The following is an 18,520-nucleotide window of genomic DNA, read 5'->3' as shown; positions in this document are numbered from 1 at the left end:
AAAATTGCACGCTTGTGACCCAAAAATTAACGTTGATTTAAACTTTGATTGAGAGAAAAGCGATATACAATTCAATTGTTTACTTGCAAAACATGGAGTAAAAATAAACAGTGTCACCAGTAACAAAATAATATCCCGCCTCAGTTACAAGATCGATCGCACTTTACAAAACAAGCACAACTTAGGAGTCAATCGCTGATGATGCTAGGAACAACCGAGATCCCGCAATTAAAGCCGCTTTCCGACTCAGAACTACAAAAAATGAACGCCTACTGGCGGGCGGCAAACTACCTATCCGTCGGACAAATCTATCTCCTCGACAACCCGCTACTCAAAGAACCCCTCAAAATCGAACACGTCAAACCGAGACTCCTCGGACATTGGGGCACCACTCCAGGTTTAAACTTCATCTACGTTCACCTCAACCGGATCATCAAAGCCCAAGACCTCAACACCATCTACATCGCAGGCCCCGGACACGGCGGGCCGGGCTTGGTCGCCAACACCTATCTCGAAGGCACTTACAGCGAATATTACTCGAACATTTCGGAAGATGAAGAGGGTATCAAACGGCTGTTCAAACAGTTCTCCTTCCCCGGCGGTATCCCCAGCCACGTCGCCCCGGAAACCCCCGGTTCGATTCACGAAGGCGGCGAACTCGGCTACGCCCTAGTCCACGCTTACGGGGCAGTCTTCGACAATCCCGATTTGATTGTGGCGGCCGTTGTCGGCGACGGGGAAGCGGAAACCGGGCCCTTGGCTGCTAGCTGGCACTCTAACAAGTTTCTCAACCCGGTTCGCGACGGGGCCGTGTTGCCGATTTTGCACTTGAATGGCTACAAAATTGCCAATCCTACGCTGTTGGCCCGCATTCCGCGCCAGGAATTGGAAAGTTTGATGGTCGGTTACGGCTACAAACCTTATTGGGTGGAAGGTTCAGACCCGGAAACCATGCACCAGTTGATGGCTGCAACTCTCGATACCGCGATCGGCGAAATTAAGGCGATTCAGGAAAAAGCCCGGACGGAGGGCTATTCGGGCCGTCCCCAGTGGCCGATGATTGTGATGAAAACTCCCAAAGGCTGGACGGGGCCGAAGGAAGTTGACGGTAAGAAAACTGAGGATTATTGGCGATCGCACCAAGTCCCACTTTCGGAAATGGCTTCTAAGCCGGGCCACGTCCAACTCCTCGAAGATTGGATGAAAAGCTATAAGCCGGAAGAACTCTTCGACGAAAAGGGCAAGTTAATTCCCGAATTGGCAGAACTCGCACCCAAGGGCGATCGACGGATGGGGGCAAATCCCCACGCTAACGGCGGCCTGCTGCTGCGAGACTTGAAAATGCCGAAATTTGAAGACTACGCCGTTGAGGTGCAAAAACCGGGCACTGTAATGGCAGAAGCAACCCGCGTTTCCGGCCGCTTCCTGCGAGAGGTGATGACACTGAATCAGGAAAACGCCAATTTCCGCATTGTCGGGCCTGACGAGACGGCCTCAAATCGTCTCGATCCGGTGTTTGAAGTGACGAACCGGGTGTGGGCGGGAGAAATTTTGCCCGAAGACGACCACATCTCCCCCGACGGCCGGGTGATGGAAGTCCTCAGCGAACATATGTGTCAGGGATGGCTGGAAGGCTATTTGCTGACGGGACGCCACGGCTTTTTCTCCTGCTACGAGGCATTTATTCACATCATCGATTCGATGTTCAACCAACACGCCAAGTGGTTGAAAACTACTCGTCACATTCCTTGGCGCCGACCGATCGCCTCTCTCAACTACCTGCTAACTTCTCACGTTTGGCGACAAGACCACAACGGTTTTTCTCACCAAGATCCGGGTTTTATCGACCACGTAATTAACAAGAAAGCCGAGGTTGTGCGGATTTATTTGCCGCCGGATGCGAATACTTTGCTGTCAGTAACGGATCACTGTCTCCGCAGCCGCCACTACGTCAACGTGATTATTGCAGGGAAGCAGCCGGCATTGCAGTATTTGGATATGGATGCTGCGATTAAACACTGTACCGCCGGCATCGGCATTTGGGAGTGGGCTAGCAACGATAAAGGCGGCGAACCAGATGTGGTGATGGCTTGCGCGGGTGATGTTCCGACGCTGGAAACTTTGGCTGCTGTTGACATTCTCCGCCGAGATTATCCCGATTTAAAAGTGCGGGTGGTGAATGTGGTGGATTTGATGACGCTGCAACCTGCTAGCGAACATCCCCACGGTTTGTCTGACAAGGAGTTTGATACTTTGTTCACGAAAGATAAGCCGGTGATTTTTGCTTTTCACGGCTATCCTTGGCTGATTCACCGCTTGACTTATCGCCGGACAAATCACCCGAATATTCACGTTCGGGGTTACAAGGAAGAGGGAACGACTACGACGCCGTTTGATATGGTGGTGATTAATGACCTCGATCGATTCCATTTAGTTGCAGATGTACTCGATCGCGTTCCGAAACTGAGTTCTGTCGCAGCTTACGGCAAACAAGCTATCCGTGACAAGCTGATCGAACACAGGCACTATATCAATGAACACGGCGATGATATGCCGGAAATCCGCGACTGGCAGTGGCCGCACGCGGGCGCGGTTGCGTCGGAAGCGCCGAAGGAAACGAAAGATCCGACAACGACAGGAGATCAAACCGTGCGATCGGGTGCACCGGGCTAGCGATATTTTGGGTAGGGACACGGCAATGCCGTGTCCCGACGGGATTCCATTTGTATTAGAATAAATCTGCCGTAATGGTCATCTTAGTGGGGCGACGCAGTGAAGTGAGGGGGATGCGCGATCGGATGCTGGCGTTAAACTGGCATAACGTTGATAGAGAATAAGAATGTCTTCTTTCCTGGGTCACAGTCTAGCTGCTATGTGCGCGTATTCTGTCGAAAAGCAGCCAACATCACATAACAAGAGGTATTGGTTGGGCTGGCTAATTGTTATTGCATCCGCCTTTGCGGTTAACCGTTAATTATCAAGAAATAAGAATTACTCACTCTTTTTTGCTCAGCCTTTTGCTACCATTTGGCACAATTCTCGTGCTGGCACTTTTTGGTTGCAAAGGACGTACCCTCATCACTCGCAGTCAACAAGTCATCTTAGCAGGGCTTTCCCATCTCGCTCTCGATCTCCTTACGGGAGTTAACAGCTTACCTGTAATCTGACCCTTCAGCACCGAAACGTTCAAACTTTCTTTTGGTCTGCTTCCCAGTGCTGGTTTTTTAAACCCGTTCAACTATTATTTTTACCTAAATTCATTGATTCAGATTGGTGTTCTTGCCCCGTTAGTTTACATTGCTTTCTCAATCAAATCTGACACCAGCACTATCCATACACCAAGAATTAGAATAGGTGGTTTATTACTAATTTCTATCTGTTTTATGGTTTGGGCGTTTAGTCTGAATAGGTAGAATTAAGTAGGTAATGAAAAAAAACGTTTCCAGTCATCTTTAATAGCTAGTTCCCGCGGTTCAATAAATATTGATAGAATTTCTATTGCTGATGATGCTGACGAAGTAGCAATCATTCTTTAAAAGGAATCCTGTATGTAGTAGCTGACTCTGCTACTAATAGTACCTCCAAGGAAGTTCTAGTAATTCTTAGGAATACTAGAAGCCTACACTCACAGCAAGCTTGCGCGTAGGTAGTTCACACATCCGCTTAACGATTTGCGCGCTTCTTTGTGCGCTTTTGAGCGTACATTAATTCATCGGCTAGGGCTATTAATTGCTCCAGCGAGGTTTCACCGTCTGGAATACAGCACTGGATGCCAATACTCATAGACAGTTGATAGCAGCGGTTGCTCTCCTGGTTGAAACGATCGATGTTGGCTTGCAAGCGAACTACAAGCTCTTCGGCACTCTCTAAGTAGTTGAGCGCAAAAATGACAAATTCATCTCCACCCAAACGAGCAACGATGTCTGAACTGCGGCAGGTTCGTTTCAAAATCTCAGCCGCATCTGCAATTGCCAGATCGCCTACCTCGTGACCCATATTATCGTTAAGTTGTTTCAAACCGTCTAGATCGACAAACAGGAGACAGCACGAACTTTTCTGGCGGTGGACTACTTTTAACTGCTGCTGTGCCAGGACAAAGAAACCGCGTCGATTGTGCAACTGTGTCAACTCGTCTGTCAACGACAATTGCCGCACCTGTTCCTCTGCTTGTTGCCGATCCCTAATTTCCTGCATCAGTCTGACGTTGACAGCTTCTAACTCAGCGGTGCGATCGCGCACTCGTTGTTCCAGTTCGGCATACACCTGCACGTTCTCGATCGCGACGGCTGTTGTATCTGCCAGTGCTTGGAGTAGCTTCACCTCTTGGTCAGTGGGTTGATGCGGCTGTGCCCAATAGTTGCCGATCGCGCCAATTGGGTCTATTGTCCGAATTGGCACCATTGCCAGACTTTTGACAAATGTGGGCTGATAAGCGGCGTAGGGAATACGAGCGTCCTCATAGATGTCTGGGATAACGGTTGGCTGACGGTTTAACATTGTCCAACCGCTGATGCATATACTCATTGGAAACCGCCGCCCTTTCCACAGAGGTGCGATGGCATCTTCGTCGGCATAGAAACACTGATCTTTGTCGCGCAAGACAAAGGTAGCACCATCTGCGCCTGTGAGTTGGCGTGCGGCAACTCGCACGATCGCCATGACATCTTCGAGGCTGCGGGCTAACGAGAGTTCTTGCACAACAACGAGCAGTTTTTCCATTGCTAGGTTGTACTGGCTTGTTGTGTCTTCATTAACAAGATTTGTAATTTTTGTTAAAGGAAACTTTATAAGAGCTACGTTCATTTTGTTACGCTTAGGATAAGTTTTCTCCCACCACCAATTTACTCGGAAACTGAGCGATATCATAGAGTAGATTTACGTATACTACCCGGCTCTCCCGTACTTAGGGTGATATATCGATCTCATCATTCGTAGGTTGGGTAGAGCATTGCAGCCGTATGAGTTACACCGAAGGTTCGTGTAGCTGGGTTCATTTGTTACGCTTCGGATAGGTTTTCTATCAGTATCAATTTACTTGGAAACTGAGCGATCCTACAGTAGATTTACGTAAATTACCCGACTCTTCCGTACTTAGGGTGATCGATCGATCTAATCATTCGTAGCTTGGGTAGAGCATTGCAGCCGTATGAGGTAAACCGAAGGTTCGTGTAGCTAGAGACGTTGCATGTGCTGTAGAGATTGATATGTACCCTTTGTTTCGCCTTTTTATTGGGCTGCTTTTTGTGCGATCGGCCAATAATATCATGTCCGTTAGCATCGGTCACGCTTGGTAAGGGCGGGTTTTGACGAAAAGTTGTTTGTTTGATGAAACAATTGTCGGCTAAACCCGCCCCTACACGCAACTGATACAACCGGACATGATATAACTTTTGGATACCATTCAAATGTCTTACAGTTTATAACTATTAATGAGCTAGCAAAACTTCCAGAATACGAACGACTTTTTTTCAAACAGATGTCAAGCCTATCGAATAAATACCAGCGTCAAATTAAAGCGAATTTAAGATATTTAGAAGCGGATCAAAAATTATTCTATCGCGCGATCGCCTCCATCCGAGGAATAGTAGAAATCGAACAAACAGAGATCGATCGCAACCTGCAAACTACCATAGCCGTAGTAGGTGCAGGAATCGGTGTAGCCGGAGTAGTAGCAGCTAGCGCCCCCTACTGGATCGAGGAGAAACCGGGAGTAATAAACATTAATGAACCATGCAGTTTGAGCGCCTTTGCTACCTTCATGTTAATTATCTTTCTGAGGTTAGGTGCAGGCTTGTTCACTTGGGGAATTGCTAATATTTTGATAAAGGAGAAACGCCATACTAAAAAAGTAAACTGCAAGGCCAATTAACCCAAAATCAAGCTAGCTTAGCCCCAGGAAAAAGTGCCGACACGAAAAATATCTTTCATTAAAATAAATTTTTATTCAAAGAAAGTTAATCACTACTTTAAAAGCTTTAGAAGCCGAGATTCAAAAAATAGATCTAGAAAATATCGGGATTGTTATTGATATTGATAACTATTCAGAGCCTGAACAGTTACAATGAGTAAATAAATGTATACAACATGTGTTTGAATCTGAAACTTTGTCAAACACTAAACAATTTATAGATATTTGTGGAGATAATGGAACAAAGGCAAAATTGGCTTGTTACTTTACAAATTTTGGAGGTAAAGGCGAACTGGAAACGCTTTTAAAGGCAATCAAGGCTAGAGAATCACCTCATGCTGATTGTTTGGGTAGTTAGAAAAATTGCATAGAAAACCAGGGAAAGCAAATCGACCGAAAAGGTTTTGATAAATTCTGGGTGAGCATCTATCTCAGGTATGATACTTGCTCAAATCAGGAAGAGAAACAAGCTGGAAGGAAATGCAGTATGTCTGGGTTTGATTATGTTATGGAACACAAAAAAGATATTTGGGATTGGGATAATCCTGCTCTCGATGATTTGAAGGAGTTTTTTAAACTCTTTTGCTAATATAGTAAAATTCACACACAATTAACTCATGAGCTTAAAAATCTACTTTCTGCGGCACGGTGAAACGACTTACAGCAAAACAGGCGGTTTCTGTGGCGACCTCGACCCAGAATTAACAGCCGAAGGTTCTCAAATGGCAGCACAGTTTGCCACAACTTACGCGACATTGCCTTGGAATGCTGTTTATGTGAGTCCCATGAAACGAACGATTGCTACTGCAAAACCTTTGTGCGATGCTGTGGGAATTGAAATGCAAGTCCGCGACGGATTGAGGGAAATTAAGTACGGTGAGTGGGAAGGAAAAACATTAGAATCTGTCAAACAAGAATATACAGAAGATTATATTAACTGGCTGACTGAACCTGCTTGGAATGCACCAAACGGTGGCGAAACTTCGGTGCAAATTGCCAGTAGAGCTTCCTTAGTTATTGCAGAAATTGAGGAAAAATACAAGAGCGGTAATGTGTTGGTTGTCTCCCACAAAGCCACTATTCGGATTATTCTGTGCAGTCTGTTGGGGATTGATTTGGGACGTTACCGCGATCGCATTAGTGCTTTAGCAGCTTCTGTCAGTATTGTCAAGTTTGATGTGCGCGGGCCGCTGCTGGAGGTTTTGGGCGATCGATCGTACATGGATGAAACTCTCCGCAATTTACCGGGTACTTGAAATTGCGGGTAAGGTGCGCGTACTGCGCACCCTACAGTGTGAAACTAAATCGCACCGAGGTAAGACAATCCTAAAATCGTACCCGTTCCCAAAAGATGACCGAAGCAGAGACTTCCCACAAGTGCACCCAAACTCAAGCCGCCGAACAAATTCGATGAGGGCGCGGCTGGGCCTGTGTGAGGATTTTGGATGGTTGATTTGCCGATCGCAATAGCTAAAATATTGCAAAGAATCATAATCAAACCGATCGAGGGGCTCCACTCTACGGTTCTGGCTACAGAGGCAAGTAAAATTGGTGTAAACATCGATCTGCTCCTTAAACTTTAGTAAATGAAAATCTGCACAGAAGATATATCAAAAAAATGCAACTGTTAGCTACACTTTGCATTAACAGTTAATTTTTCGACATTTTTCTTAATATTTTTCCCAGGATCTTAAGATTTCTTAGTCCCCCTCTGCTGGGAGGAAAGTTTGACCAGACGCGATTTCAATCGCCTAGCGATCGAAAGAACGAATCAACCGGACATAATAAAGCATGAAAATACTGGTGTTAAATGCGGGTTCTAGCAGTCAAAAGAGCTGTCTTTACGAGTTAAAGGATGTCTTGCCCGATCGTCCGCCGCAACCCCTGTGGTCAGCGCAAATTGAGTGGAATCACCGCGAAGGTGTGGCAGAGTTGAATGTCGAAACTGCCTCGGGAACTGAACTTGAGGAAGAATTCACCTCAGACTCTCGGGAAGCCGCTATTTCTCGAATGCTGGAGACTCTGTGGCAGGGTAAAAGTCAAATTATTAATAGTTTAAAGGAGATTGATATTGTCGGCCACCGCGTCGTACATGGCGGACAAGACTATCAGCAAAGTACGTTGATTTCACCGGATGTCAAAGAGGCGATCGCCCGTTTATCTGTGTTTGCTCCCGTCCACAATCCCGTCAACCTCGAAGGCATCGAAGCCCTTGAAAAAAACCTCCCAAATGTGCCGCAAGTAGCAGTATTTGATACAGCTTTTCACGCGCAATTGCCGCCCGCTGCGTTTGTTTATCCCGGCCCCTACGAATGGCTGGAAAATGGGATTCGCCGCTACGGTTTTCACGGCATTAGCCATCAATATTGTGCTTGCAGGGCGGCTCAAATTCTGAACCGTGATTTGGCAGATTTGCGGCTGATTAGCTGTCATTTGGGCAACGGGTGTTCTCTGGCGGCGATTCGCGGGGGCTGGAGTGTTGACACGACGATGGGTTTTACTCCTTTGGATGGTTTGATGATGGGAAGTCGATCGGGTGCGATCGATCCGGGGATTATAATTCATTTGTTAAGGCGAGGGGATTTAACTTCGGAAAAATTAGATAATATTCTCAATCGGAATTCTGGTTTAAAAGGGATTTCTGGGGTATCTAGCGATATGCGGCAGATTGGAGAGGCGATCGCACAAAGTAATCAGAGAGCTCAACTTGCATTAGATATTTACATCCACCGTTTGCGCGCCGGAATTGGGGCGATGCTGGCGAGTTTGGGAGGATTGGATGCTTTGATTTTTACGGCGGGAGTGGGGGAAAATTCGGCTGTTGTGCGGGCGGCTGCTTGCGAAGCTTTTGGATTTATGGATTTGAAATTGGATGGGGAAAAGAATCAACACTCGCCAGTTGATGAAGATATTGCGGCCGTCGATTCAGCGGCGAGAGTTTTGGTAATTCACACGCAGGAAGACTGGGAAATTGCGCGAGAATGCTGGAAAATTTACTCGCATTTACCCTAATTCGAGTTCTCCTAATTCGAGTTCTCCTAGCCCCCCTGAATAAGCAGGCTGGATTAATTGTAGAAACAATCAACTAAGCTGATTGGGCTATTTGTTGATGCTACGTGAAGAATTTAACTGGTTTGTCTCGGTTAGAACAACCGAAAAGCAACTCACCGATATTTTCAAGTTGGTTAAGCATCAATCTTAAAGCTTGTGGAAGAGTATTCATACCACTCATCCGAACCAAAAATACTAAAAATTGTCTGACCATTGCCCAAGCAAGCTGGTGCTTTGCCACCGCGATGAATACAGTTATCCTCCCCTCACCCGTTTCTCGGAATATAGCAGATTCAGTAAGATTGTTCGCAGAACAAACTTAGTGTGCATCAGTTGTTTTTGTAAGTGGGTCTAATAGAATTTTGGTAACATTATGTTTTTGGATAGACAAGCGTGTAACAATTGGCTGCCTATCTTTTTTTAGCATAAGTGGTCTAAATCTTTACTCCATCTGGGTTTGGGGCCGGTTGTTACCCCCACCAGAGTTGATTTACGATCGCTTCGGAGATGCTAGATTGCGGAAGCAGGTAAATTGGGCGTCAAATAATAGTTTGATGATTCCTGTGGGGCCGTTTCTGTGTTTGGTAATAATTACTTCTGCAATTCCGCGATCTGGCGAATCAGGGTTGTAATATTCATCGCGGTAGAGCATAATTACTAAATCCGCGTCCTGCTCGATCGATCCGCTTTCACGTAAATCAGACATCATCGGCCGCTTGTTAGTCCTCGCTTCCACACCCCGACTCAACTGAGATAAGGCAATAATCGGCACGTTGAGTTCGCGGGCTAAACCTTTAAGACTTCTGGTAATTCGAGATAGTTCTTGCACGCGGTTGTCGCTGGTACCTTCCATTAATTGCAGGTAATCTAGCAAGACTAATCCTAGGGTTCCGCCTTGTTCTGCTTGGAGGCGGCGGACTTTCGATCGTATTTCTGTGACGGTAATATTGGGAGTATCGTCAATAAACAGCGGCAGTTCTGATAAATTGCCAATGGCTGTACTGATTGGTTCCCATTCGTTTTGACTGATTCTACCCGATCGCAATCGGTTACTTTCTATTTTGGCTTCGCTGGACAGGATGCGCTGCACTAGCTGTTCTTTCGACATTTCTAAGCTGAAAACGGCAACCGGCAATTTCTGCTGTCCGGCGGCGATGTGGTGGGCGATGTTCGTACAGAAAGCTGTATTGTGAACGCAGATATCGTTAGCCACAAAATTGTGTGTCTCCGGGATAGTTAAGTCGTAAACTTGCTTGTTTCCCATCGGTTCGATAGAAACTATTTCATCCCAGTAAACCTCGCTATCTGCCAGTTGTTTCAGCCATAAATTATCTAAAGCCGTTGCTAAAACTAAAAATCTTTCTCTGGACAGCGCACGTTTACCAACGTGGATATTTGAATGACCTTTGATGCCTGCGCGTTTTGCTAAGGATGCCCAAGATTCGTTGCCTTTTGCTAAGGCTAGGTATTCCCACGCCTCGACAGGAATTAAATCGCGGCTGGTTTGGTATTCTTTATTTTCTAACGCTTCTTTTACTTTGAATAATGCTACCTCTTTGCCAAAAATGCCAATTTCTGATATGAATGTTTTGATTGATTTTGCGTCAGTAATATCGATTTGCCAAGCTGGTCTGCGAGTATTTTTGTATTTGACAGAACGCTTTTTGAGGGCGGCAATGATGCCAAATCTCAGCAGTAGATGCTGTACTTGTCTGGCTAGTCCTTCGCTGACAGAACAGTAGCCTAGTTGAGATTGACCGCTGGTAAGTAGGGTTGCCCAGCCGTCTGTTGAAAAGAGGCGGTTGAGAAAAAGGGCAACTTGCGATCGCTGCAATTTAAAAACTATTTCTGGTACAGTTTTCTTGTGAGCATTTTTTCCCATCAGACCTAATTCTTCTAACCAGAGTCTCAGCGGGTTTTTATGCTTTGTATTAATAGCATCTATGTAACCTTCTCGATCGCCCATGACATAATATTCTGGTGTGCGCTTCCCTTGCTCGCTGAATCGCAGCTTAAGACCTCCGAAGCTAGTAGCAGCTTCAGCAAAATCTTGTAGTATAGCAGTATTTCCATTTGTGAACTTCGGCGCGCTGCGTGTCAAACACCCATCGCCAATTAGATAAGCCAATAATTTAACTTCACAGTCTCGGATGGTTTCTTTACCAAAAAGATTCATCCTGCGGGGAACAGCAATTTTATCGCCTACTTGTATTTCCCTCAACTGCCGCCAGCCCTTAATTGTTAAAAAGGGATGCGTAATTGTAGTTTCTATAAAGCGTCCCAGTCTGGTTGTTACCCGAAATACCGGCTTAATTCCATCATCTATAAAAGCTGATGGTCTAGTTAGGTGAAATTGCCAATCTTCTCCTAATGTTAGTAATTCAGCTTGACGTTTTTGATAGATTTGTTCTATACTAGAAACAGTTCCATCACTTTGTACTATTAAGGTAGAGGCTGCTTGGCACTTTCCCATCGCCGGCCTAGCTGCAACGATGATTAAATCCGATCGCTGAAAGCCTCCTGTCATAGCATCTAAGTCGTAAAAACCGCAGGGAATACCGGGAAGTGTGAGCCCTTCATTGCGATTTTCTAAGTCTTGAAATGTTTGGTTTAATGTTTCGCCGATCGACACTAAATCCTGTTGCGGGCGTTCTTGAGTGATGCTAAAAATTTCTTGTTCGGCGCGGTCTAAGACTGTTTCTAGCGGTACTGCTGTCTCGTAACCTAATTGTACTATGTTGTTGCCAGCTTCGATTAATTTGCGGCGCTGATATTTGTCTTCAACTAAAACTGCATATTGGTCGATGTTGACTGCGGAAACTGTGCGATCGACTAATTGTGCTAATTTAGTTAGTCCTCCTACTTGCTCTAACTGGTTGCGGTCAGTTAGCGCAGTTGTTACCGTCATTAAATCGGTAGGTTGACCCTGTAAAAATAGCGCTAATGCCGATCGATAAATGACTTGATGAGCGGTGATGGCAAAAAACTCCGGTCGCAGCAGTTCGGCAATTCGGGAAATAGCTTCGGGGTCAATTAAAATCCCGCCCAAAATTGCTTCTTCTGCCTCTATATTTGTCGGCATCAAATCGCTCATTTGTCAATAGTCCTCACTCAATAGTCATTAGTTATTAGTCGTTAGTCATTAGACATCTCCAATAATTATTGTGGAACAGGCATCTTGCCTGTTCAAAACTTGCTTTTCTGGAGATGTCTATTAGTTATTAGTCCGCACAACTAATGACTGATGACTGATGACTGTTAATTACATTGGAACAACTTGAATATCAACTTCGGCGGTAACTTCGGCGTGAAGTTTGATTTCAGCTTTGTATGTACCAGTTTGGCGAATTTCGGGTAGGGTGATGCCGCGCCGATCAACTTCTTGACTGGTAGAGTTGAAAATCAGTTCTGCTACTTCTTGGTTGGTGACAGTACCAAAAATCGCGTCTCCTTCGCCAACTTGCTTGGAGATGATGAAAGGCCCGGCTGATTCCAGGGCGGTTTTGCGGACTTCAGCTTGCTGCTTGAGCTCTAGCTGGCGCAGTCTTTCTTCTTCACGGCGGCGCTCTGCTTGCTTGAGAATGCCCGGAGTGGCTCTAAATCCCATTCCTTGGGGTACTAGGTAGTTGCGGGCGTAGCCTGGGGCTACTTCTACTACGTCGCCAGCCTTGCCGAGTTTGCTGACATCTTTATTTAAAACTAATTGGACGCGCTTGGCCATGATCGTTGGTTGTGGGGTTTTAACTGCAACTTTTTATAATAGCTAAGTTTGAGGGGCGATCGCAAGGAAGTTCGGCAACGGATTTTGTAGCGGATGTAACGGATGTAACGGATTTAACGGATGGATGTTGAGATTAGAGGTTCGAGATTCGAGGTTCGACGGAAGAAACAGGGATAATATTTTTAATCGGAACTTACCCCTGCTGGGGGTAGTTTCGGTGGCTGTATTCTTTGAGCTGTATTCGTTTTAGCCATTTGGCAGTTCCAATTTTGTAGCCATGTATTTAAGATTTTCTTAATATTTATAACCAAAGTATTGCTGTATCATAAAATTAACTCAAACCCGCTCCACATAAGGGTTGTAAAAAGTTGTAGTCATGTACTTGATTTTCCCGCTCCAGGAAAGTCTTGCCCTGTAATGGTTTCAGAAGAAATGAATCTTATGTGCGGGGTAAGTTCCGTTTAATAGGCAAATTCAGTTTGAAATTACGCCAAACGGGGGTGCTGTAATGAGCCAAATCAACTACAGTACAATGTCTTACCGAGAACTCAGGCTTTATTTTTCAGGCGCTGGGCGACGAGCGATCGCGCTACAGTAGCAACTAACTGGGTCGGATCGATCGGCTTGGCTAAGTGTTTGTCAAATCCTGCTTGCAAAACTTGGCGCTCGTTTGCTTCTCCAGCATAGGCCGTTAAGGCGATCGCCAACAACTGCCGATACTCAGGCGCAAGCTGAGTGCGGATGCGATTTATCAACATATACCCGTCCATCTGGGGCATTCCGATATCGCTGACGAGCAAATCCGGTGCAGTTTGTTCGATCGACTGTAGTGCCTCAGCACCAGATGACAGGGAAATCACCTCTGCACCCGCTTCCTCAAGCACGAAAGCGACAAAATCTCGCGAGTCGAGTTCATCATCTACCACCAAAATCCTCAATCCAGCTAGCGGCAAGGATGAGAGAGCGGGACTAGCAGCCCCATTGACAGCTTCCTCCTCCTGCCTTCTAGAATCATCATTTAATAGCGGTAATCTCACCGTAAACGTCGCTCCTCGACCAACTCCTGCGCTTTCTGCCAACACCGTTCCGCCGTGAAGTTCGATCAGTTGGCGGACGATCGCCAATCCCAATCCCAAGCCGCCAAATTTGCGAGTTGTAGCGCCATCTTCTTGCCGGAAATGGTCGAAAACATAAGGCAAGAAATCGGGAATAATACCTTTACCAGTGTCTATGACTTGAATTTGAGCTTGGTGTTTGATTTGCGCTAATCTAACTTCAATTCGACCGCCTTCGGGAGTGAATTTTACCGCGTTTGATAACAAATTCCACACAATTTGCTGCAAGCGACTTGTATCGCCTACAACTTTCCCCACATCGGGATTTAAGACTGTTTGGATTTGAATTTTTTTAGCTTCGGCTGCTAATTGCACCGTTTCCACCGCAGATGGAATAATGTTTGCCAGATTCACCGGAGCAACATTCAATCTGAGTTTTCCTTGCAGAATCCGAGACACGTCAAGCAAGTCTTCGATTAATTGAGATTGCAGTCTCGCGTTGCGCTCGATCGTCTCAAAAGCCTTGGCACTTTGATTCGCGTTCAGCTTGCCGCCGACGAGCAGTTGCGACCAGCCTAAAATCGGATTCAGGGGCGATCGCAACTCGTGAGAAAGCACCGCCAGAAATTCGTCTTTAATGCGGTTAGCTCGCTCGGCTTCTGCGCGGGCAGTTTGTTCTAATTGCAGAACCAGATCGCGCTCGGTTTCCACTTGTTTGCGCTCTGTAATGTCGATAACAGAACCGATATAACCCTCAAATTGTCCGCTTTTGGAAAATCTGGGAGCAGCCGCATCGATCGCCCAAGAATATCCGCCATCCTTACGCCTGATGCGATATTCTACGCGGAAAGGTTCCTGGCGTTCGTTGGCGGTCAAAAATGCGTTCTTGGCGTATTCTCGGTCTTCTGGATGCAGCGCGTTTACCCAACCCAATCCCAAACCTATTTCCTCAGTTTGACCTGTGAAGTCATACCAGGTTTGGCTCAGGAAACTACAGTAGCCTGTGGAGTTTGTTACCCATACCATAAAAGGAGTGTTGTTAGCCATATTGCGGAATCGTTCTTCGCTTTCTTGCAACGCTGCTTCTGCTTGTTTGCGTTCTGTGATATCCCGACAGACAATCACTCCGCCTTTGATTTGGCTGCTAGCATCAACTACTGGATAACCGCTGATACTGATCCAGCGTTCTGCGGAATCTTCGCGGCGGACAAATACCTCTACATCATTGACATATTCACCTTTGATTGCTCTGGCTAGAGGTAGTTCAGCGTCGGGGAAGAGAGTGTTTTTGTCTGCCAAAAATAGCCCGTAAGCGATCGACCATTCCTCACAAGATTTTTGATTCGATAGCTGACCGAATATCCGCACGGCGGCTCTGTTAAACAGCACAAACTCCCCTTGTTGGTTGGCCAAAATCAAACCGTCACCAATGCTGTCAATAATTACTTGCAGTAACTTAGTTTGTTCTTCCCGCGCGACTTCTGCTCGTTTGCGATTTGTGATGTCGCTGGAGATGCCAATCAGACCGATGACTTCTCCCGCCTGATTGCGGTAGGGAGCTTTCATTGCCACAAATGTCCGAATGCCATCGGGAGATTCTTCGACGACTTCTGTTTGTCCGGATTCCATAATGCGCCGATCGTTTTCGGTGACTGTGGCTCCAAGTTCTGCTATTGGGTATAAATCGCGATCGCGCCGGCCAATTACTTCAGCAGCAGGTTTGCCCAGTACGTCCAGCGTGGCTGGATTTGCATAAATAATCCGTCCTTCTCGATCTTTGACAAAAATTGGCGTGGGCGCTGACTCGTTAATCAGATTCAAAATCGCATTCTTTTGCCGCAGTTCTTCTTCAGTGCGTTTGCGATCGCTAATATCGCTCCAATAAGCCGTAAGTCCTTCGGCTGCAGGATAGGCGCTCACTTCTATATATATCTGGAGCGAGGGGGAAAACTCTTCAAATTTGACAGAAACTTGCTCGTTAACGACTCGATGAAATTCTTGATATACCCTCGAATTCGATTCTCCCTCGGCGGGGAATAGCTCCCAGATCGATCGACCTAACAAGTCGTTTCTCGATCGAGAAAGCAGTTTTTCTGCTGTGGCATTAACGTAGGTATAGCGCCATTGTGAATCGAGCGCCATAAAGGCATCGGTAATACTTTCTATAATATTGCTGACTTGTTGGTTGGCCGCTTGCAGCGCGAGTTGAGCGTTTTTGCGCTCGGTGATGATTTCGCAAAACATCATGATGCCGCCAATCTCATTGGTGTTGGTTCGCCAAGGGTGAATTTCCCAGCGCACCCAGTCGATTAAGCCATCAGGGCGGGGAAACCGATCTTCTTGGCAGATTTCGACTTCTCCCGCCAGACAGCGCTGGTGGATTTGTTTCAAGCGATCGGGCAAATTGGGAAAGATGTCGTAGTGCGATCGGCCTACAATGTTTTGAGTGCCGAGTCCGTAACTTGCCAGCCAGCGGTCGCTCACCAGCATATACCGCATCTGGCGGTCAAACATCGCCACCCCTGCAGGCGAATGTTTTACGAACAGCCGCAGTTGCTCTTCCTGTTGCCGCAAAAGATTTTCCGACTGTTTGCGATCGCTGATTTCTTTGAAAAGTATGGCGACTTTTCGGCTGTGCGGCTCAGGAGTGCGGAACGCCGAAACCTCAAACCAGCGGTTCATAACTTCCGAACCCTGCTCGAAGCGCACGGGTTCCCCTGTCAGCACGACTTTCCCGTAAATCTCAAACCAATAATCTTCGATATCCGGAAGCAGTTGTCGCGCCGTTTTACCCACAGCTTGTTCGAGTCCGCTTTGTTTGACAAAGGCCGGATTGACTTCCAAAAAGCGGTAATCGATCGGCTTTTCGTTGGCGTCAAACAGCATTTCGATGACGCAAAAACCTTCGTCTAGCGACTCAAACAAAGTGCGGTAGCGTTCCTCGGAACGGCGCAAAGCAGCAAGAGCTTGTTTGCGCTCGCTAATATCCATAAACGCCGCCACACAGCCGCGAACTGCGCCTTGTTCGTCAAATAACGGCACCGCATTCACCAACCAATCAAACAGGGCCCCGTCCGATCGCACCATTTGAATTTCGACATCTCGCACTGCGACGCCGGAAGCCACGGCTAGTTGCATGGGGAGTTGTTCTCCCGGAATTTGCTGTCCGTTGCGGAGTCGTCTAAACGGCAGGGCTGCGGCTTGCTCTCCGGTTCCAGAAACATTGGTATCGGGCAGCACTTTCAACATTGATTGGGCAAACCGATTAGCGCGAATTACTTGACATTGTGGGTCGTCGGCGATCGTAATACCCACAGGTACAGCATCAAGTATCGATTGCAGTTCATTAACTCGTCGCTCTAGTTCTTGGTTGAGCCGTTGAATTTCTTTTTTGGTAGCTTTCCGTTCGGTAATTTCATGCACCGTCACATTCACGCCCAGGACGCGATCGTCCTGGGCCCTGAGCGGATAGAGACTCAACAGCCAATCCTGTTCTTGTTCTGGCTGTGCTGAGTTCGTCCTGCGAACTTCAAGCTGTTGGAGTGGAACTTTAGTTTCAATAACTTGTCGGTAAAGCGGCTCTAAATCATCTGCCATTTCTGGCAAGATTTCGCGCCATGTTTTGCCGATATGGGCGGCGGCTGGAACTCCGTTAATTTCTGCTAGGCAATCGTTGATGCGGACAAACCGCAACTCGGTATCGATAAAGCAAAGTCCGATTGGCGCGCTAGCATAAATCGCCTCGATTTCTGCGAGTTGTTGCTGCACAGTTTGCGCTTGTTTAATAAAAGCAGCCCGAGCCGCTTTCTCCTCGGTCACATCTTGAAAATAAACGGCAAGTCCCGATGCGATCGGATAGGCTCGTACCGCATACCAAGCATTGAGCGGCGGATAAAAAGATTCAAAACTAACTGTAACTTGGAAGGTGGCGGCGTGGCGATATTCCTGTTCAAACAAACTGCCCACTGATTCGGGAAACTCTTCCCAAATCCTGCGGCCGATCAAATCTTTTGAGGATCGATTCAGCCACCGCGCCGCTTGCGAATTGAGGTAGGTAAATCGCCAGTCTCGATCCAAAGCAAAAAACCCGTCCGAAATACTTTCGAGGGTGTCTGAGAGTTGTGGCGCGGGCGCGTTACAAACTGGTTCGGGCTTTTGTTGAGCGATAGGAGTGAAGGTTGTTACTACCGCATAGGGAGTCGATCGATCTGCCTGAAATAAAGGTTGAGAATTGAGCGTCAACCAAATCACTTCTCCCTGTGGCCGATCGAAGCCCATGATGACATTTAAACATGGTTGGCCCGTTTGCAGCGCCACCATCGCCGGATGTGTCTCGCCGGGAAAATCCGAGCCATCTTCACGCACAGTATGCCACCGACTGTTGATTGAAGTGCAGCCGTGCATCTGTTCTGCTGTCATCCCCAACAGATCCTCGGCGTGAAAATTGCACCCCTGAATCCTACCATCTGCCAATTGCAGAACCATTCCTACATCTGTTATTGGCAAAGCCGCGCCCGGATAGAGCGCTTTGTGAGAATCGGTTGAAACAGAGGGGTCAATTTTCGGTTGGGGTTCAGTATTGCCTAGGTTTTTCATCAATTTCTAACAAGGCTCGTTTTACTTTTGGTCAAGCCAATCGCGATCGTCAATGAATAGAGAAATAATTCAAAGGAACTTTTGATTTAATCCGGGTGACAATTCAAACCTCAGAGGGATGTCGATCGTCCTGCTGGAGTATCAAGCTCTAGACTATTTATTTTATATGAGAATCCCACCTCTTAACAA

10 protein-coding genes are annotated in these 18,520 nt (G+C 46.8%); 5 read left to right on the top strand and 5 right to left on the bottom strand.

The genetic code is table 11. The annotated features are described in order from the left end of the window. Positions 1-198 precede the first annotated feature (198 nt). Positions 199-2,673, top strand: coding sequence for a phosphoketolase family protein (locus QUA99_RS08045; protein ID WP_333235505.1), 2,475 nt, complete (start codon positions 199-201; stop codon positions 2,671-2,673). Positions 2,674-3,663: 990 nt separating this feature from the next. On the opposite strand, the gene QUA99_RS08040 is transcribed toward QUA99_RS08045, so the two are convergent. After that, the gene (locus tag QUA99_RS08040; protein ID WP_333235506.1) at positions 3,664-4,803 is read right to left on the bottom strand and encodes a diguanylate cyclase; all 1,140 of its coding nucleotides are present in this window, start codon (positions 4,801-4,803) and stop codon (positions 3,664-3,666) included. A gap of 673 nt (positions 4,804-5,476) precedes the next feature. Here QUA99_RS08040 and QUA99_RS08035 point away from each other — a divergent pair. The 3 genes from QUA99_RS08035 (at position 5,477) to QUA99_RS08025 (ending at position 7,164) form a co-directional block, all read left to right on the top strand. Then, the gene (locus QUA99_RS08035) at positions 5,477-5,869 is read left to right on the top strand and encodes a hypothetical protein (RefSeq protein ID WP_333235507.1); all 393 of its coding nucleotides are present in this window, start codon (positions 5,477-5,479) and stop codon (positions 5,867-5,869) included. A gap of 217 nt (positions 5,870-6,086) precedes the next feature. Then, positions 6,087-6,266, top strand: a complete 180-nt coding sequence (locus QUA99_RS08030; RefSeq protein WP_333235508.1) for a hypothetical protein — start codon at positions 6,087-6,089, stop codon at positions 6,264-6,266. A 259-nt stretch (positions 6,267-6,525) separates the two neighbouring features. Next, complete coding sequence (locus tag QUA99_RS08025; protein WP_333235509.1) at positions 6,526-7,164, top strand: histidine phosphatase family protein; 639 nt, start codon at positions 6,526-6,528, stop codon at positions 7,162-7,164. A gap of 44 nt (positions 7,165-7,208) precedes the next feature. Here QUA99_RS08025 and psaK read toward each other — a convergent pair whose 3' ends face one another. Beyond that, positions 7,209-7,469, bottom strand: a complete 261-nt coding sequence (psaK, locus tag QUA99_RS08020) for a photosystem I reaction center subunit PsaK (RefSeq protein WP_333235510.1) — start codon at positions 7,467-7,469, stop codon at positions 7,209-7,211. A gap of 230 nt (positions 7,470-7,699) precedes the next feature. On the opposite strand from psaK, the gene QUA99_RS08015 reads away from it, so the two are divergent. Next, positions 7,700-8,920, top strand: a complete 1,221-nt coding sequence (locus QUA99_RS08015; RefSeq protein WP_333235511.1) for an acetate kinase — start codon at positions 7,700-7,702, stop codon at positions 8,918-8,920. A gap of 529 nt (positions 8,921-9,449) precedes the next feature. Here the strand turns inward: QUA99_RS08015 and dnaB are convergent. From dnaB to QUA99_RS08000, 3 genes are all read right to left on the bottom strand, one after another. After that, positions 9,450-12,053, bottom strand: a complete 2,604-nt coding sequence (gene dnaB / locus QUA99_RS08010; protein ID WP_333235512.1) for a replicative DNA helicase — start codon at positions 12,051-12,053, stop codon at positions 9,450-9,452. Positions 12,054-12,221: 168 nt separating this feature from the next. Continuing rightward, a complete protein-coding gene (gene rplI / locus QUA99_RS08005; RefSeq protein WP_015177225.1) occupies positions 12,222-12,680 on the bottom strand; it encodes a 50S ribosomal protein L9 in 459 nt (152 codons plus the stop codon). A gap of 548 nt (positions 12,681-13,228) precedes the next feature. Then, a complete protein-coding gene (locus tag QUA99_RS08000) occupies positions 13,229-18,331 on the bottom strand; it encodes a PAS domain-containing protein (protein WP_333235513.1) in 5,103 nt (1,700 codons plus the stop codon). Between the last annotated feature and the right edge of the window lie 189 nt (positions 18,332-18,520).

It is taken from the genome of Microcoleus sp. F10-B2 (assembly GCF_036704965.1).
GTDB lineage: Bacteria > Cyanobacteriota > Cyanobacteriia > Cyanobacteriales > Microcoleaceae > Microcoleus.
The sequence above is the reverse complement of the archived record's forward strand: the minus strand, read 5'-3'. Positions and strand labels throughout refer to the sequence as shown.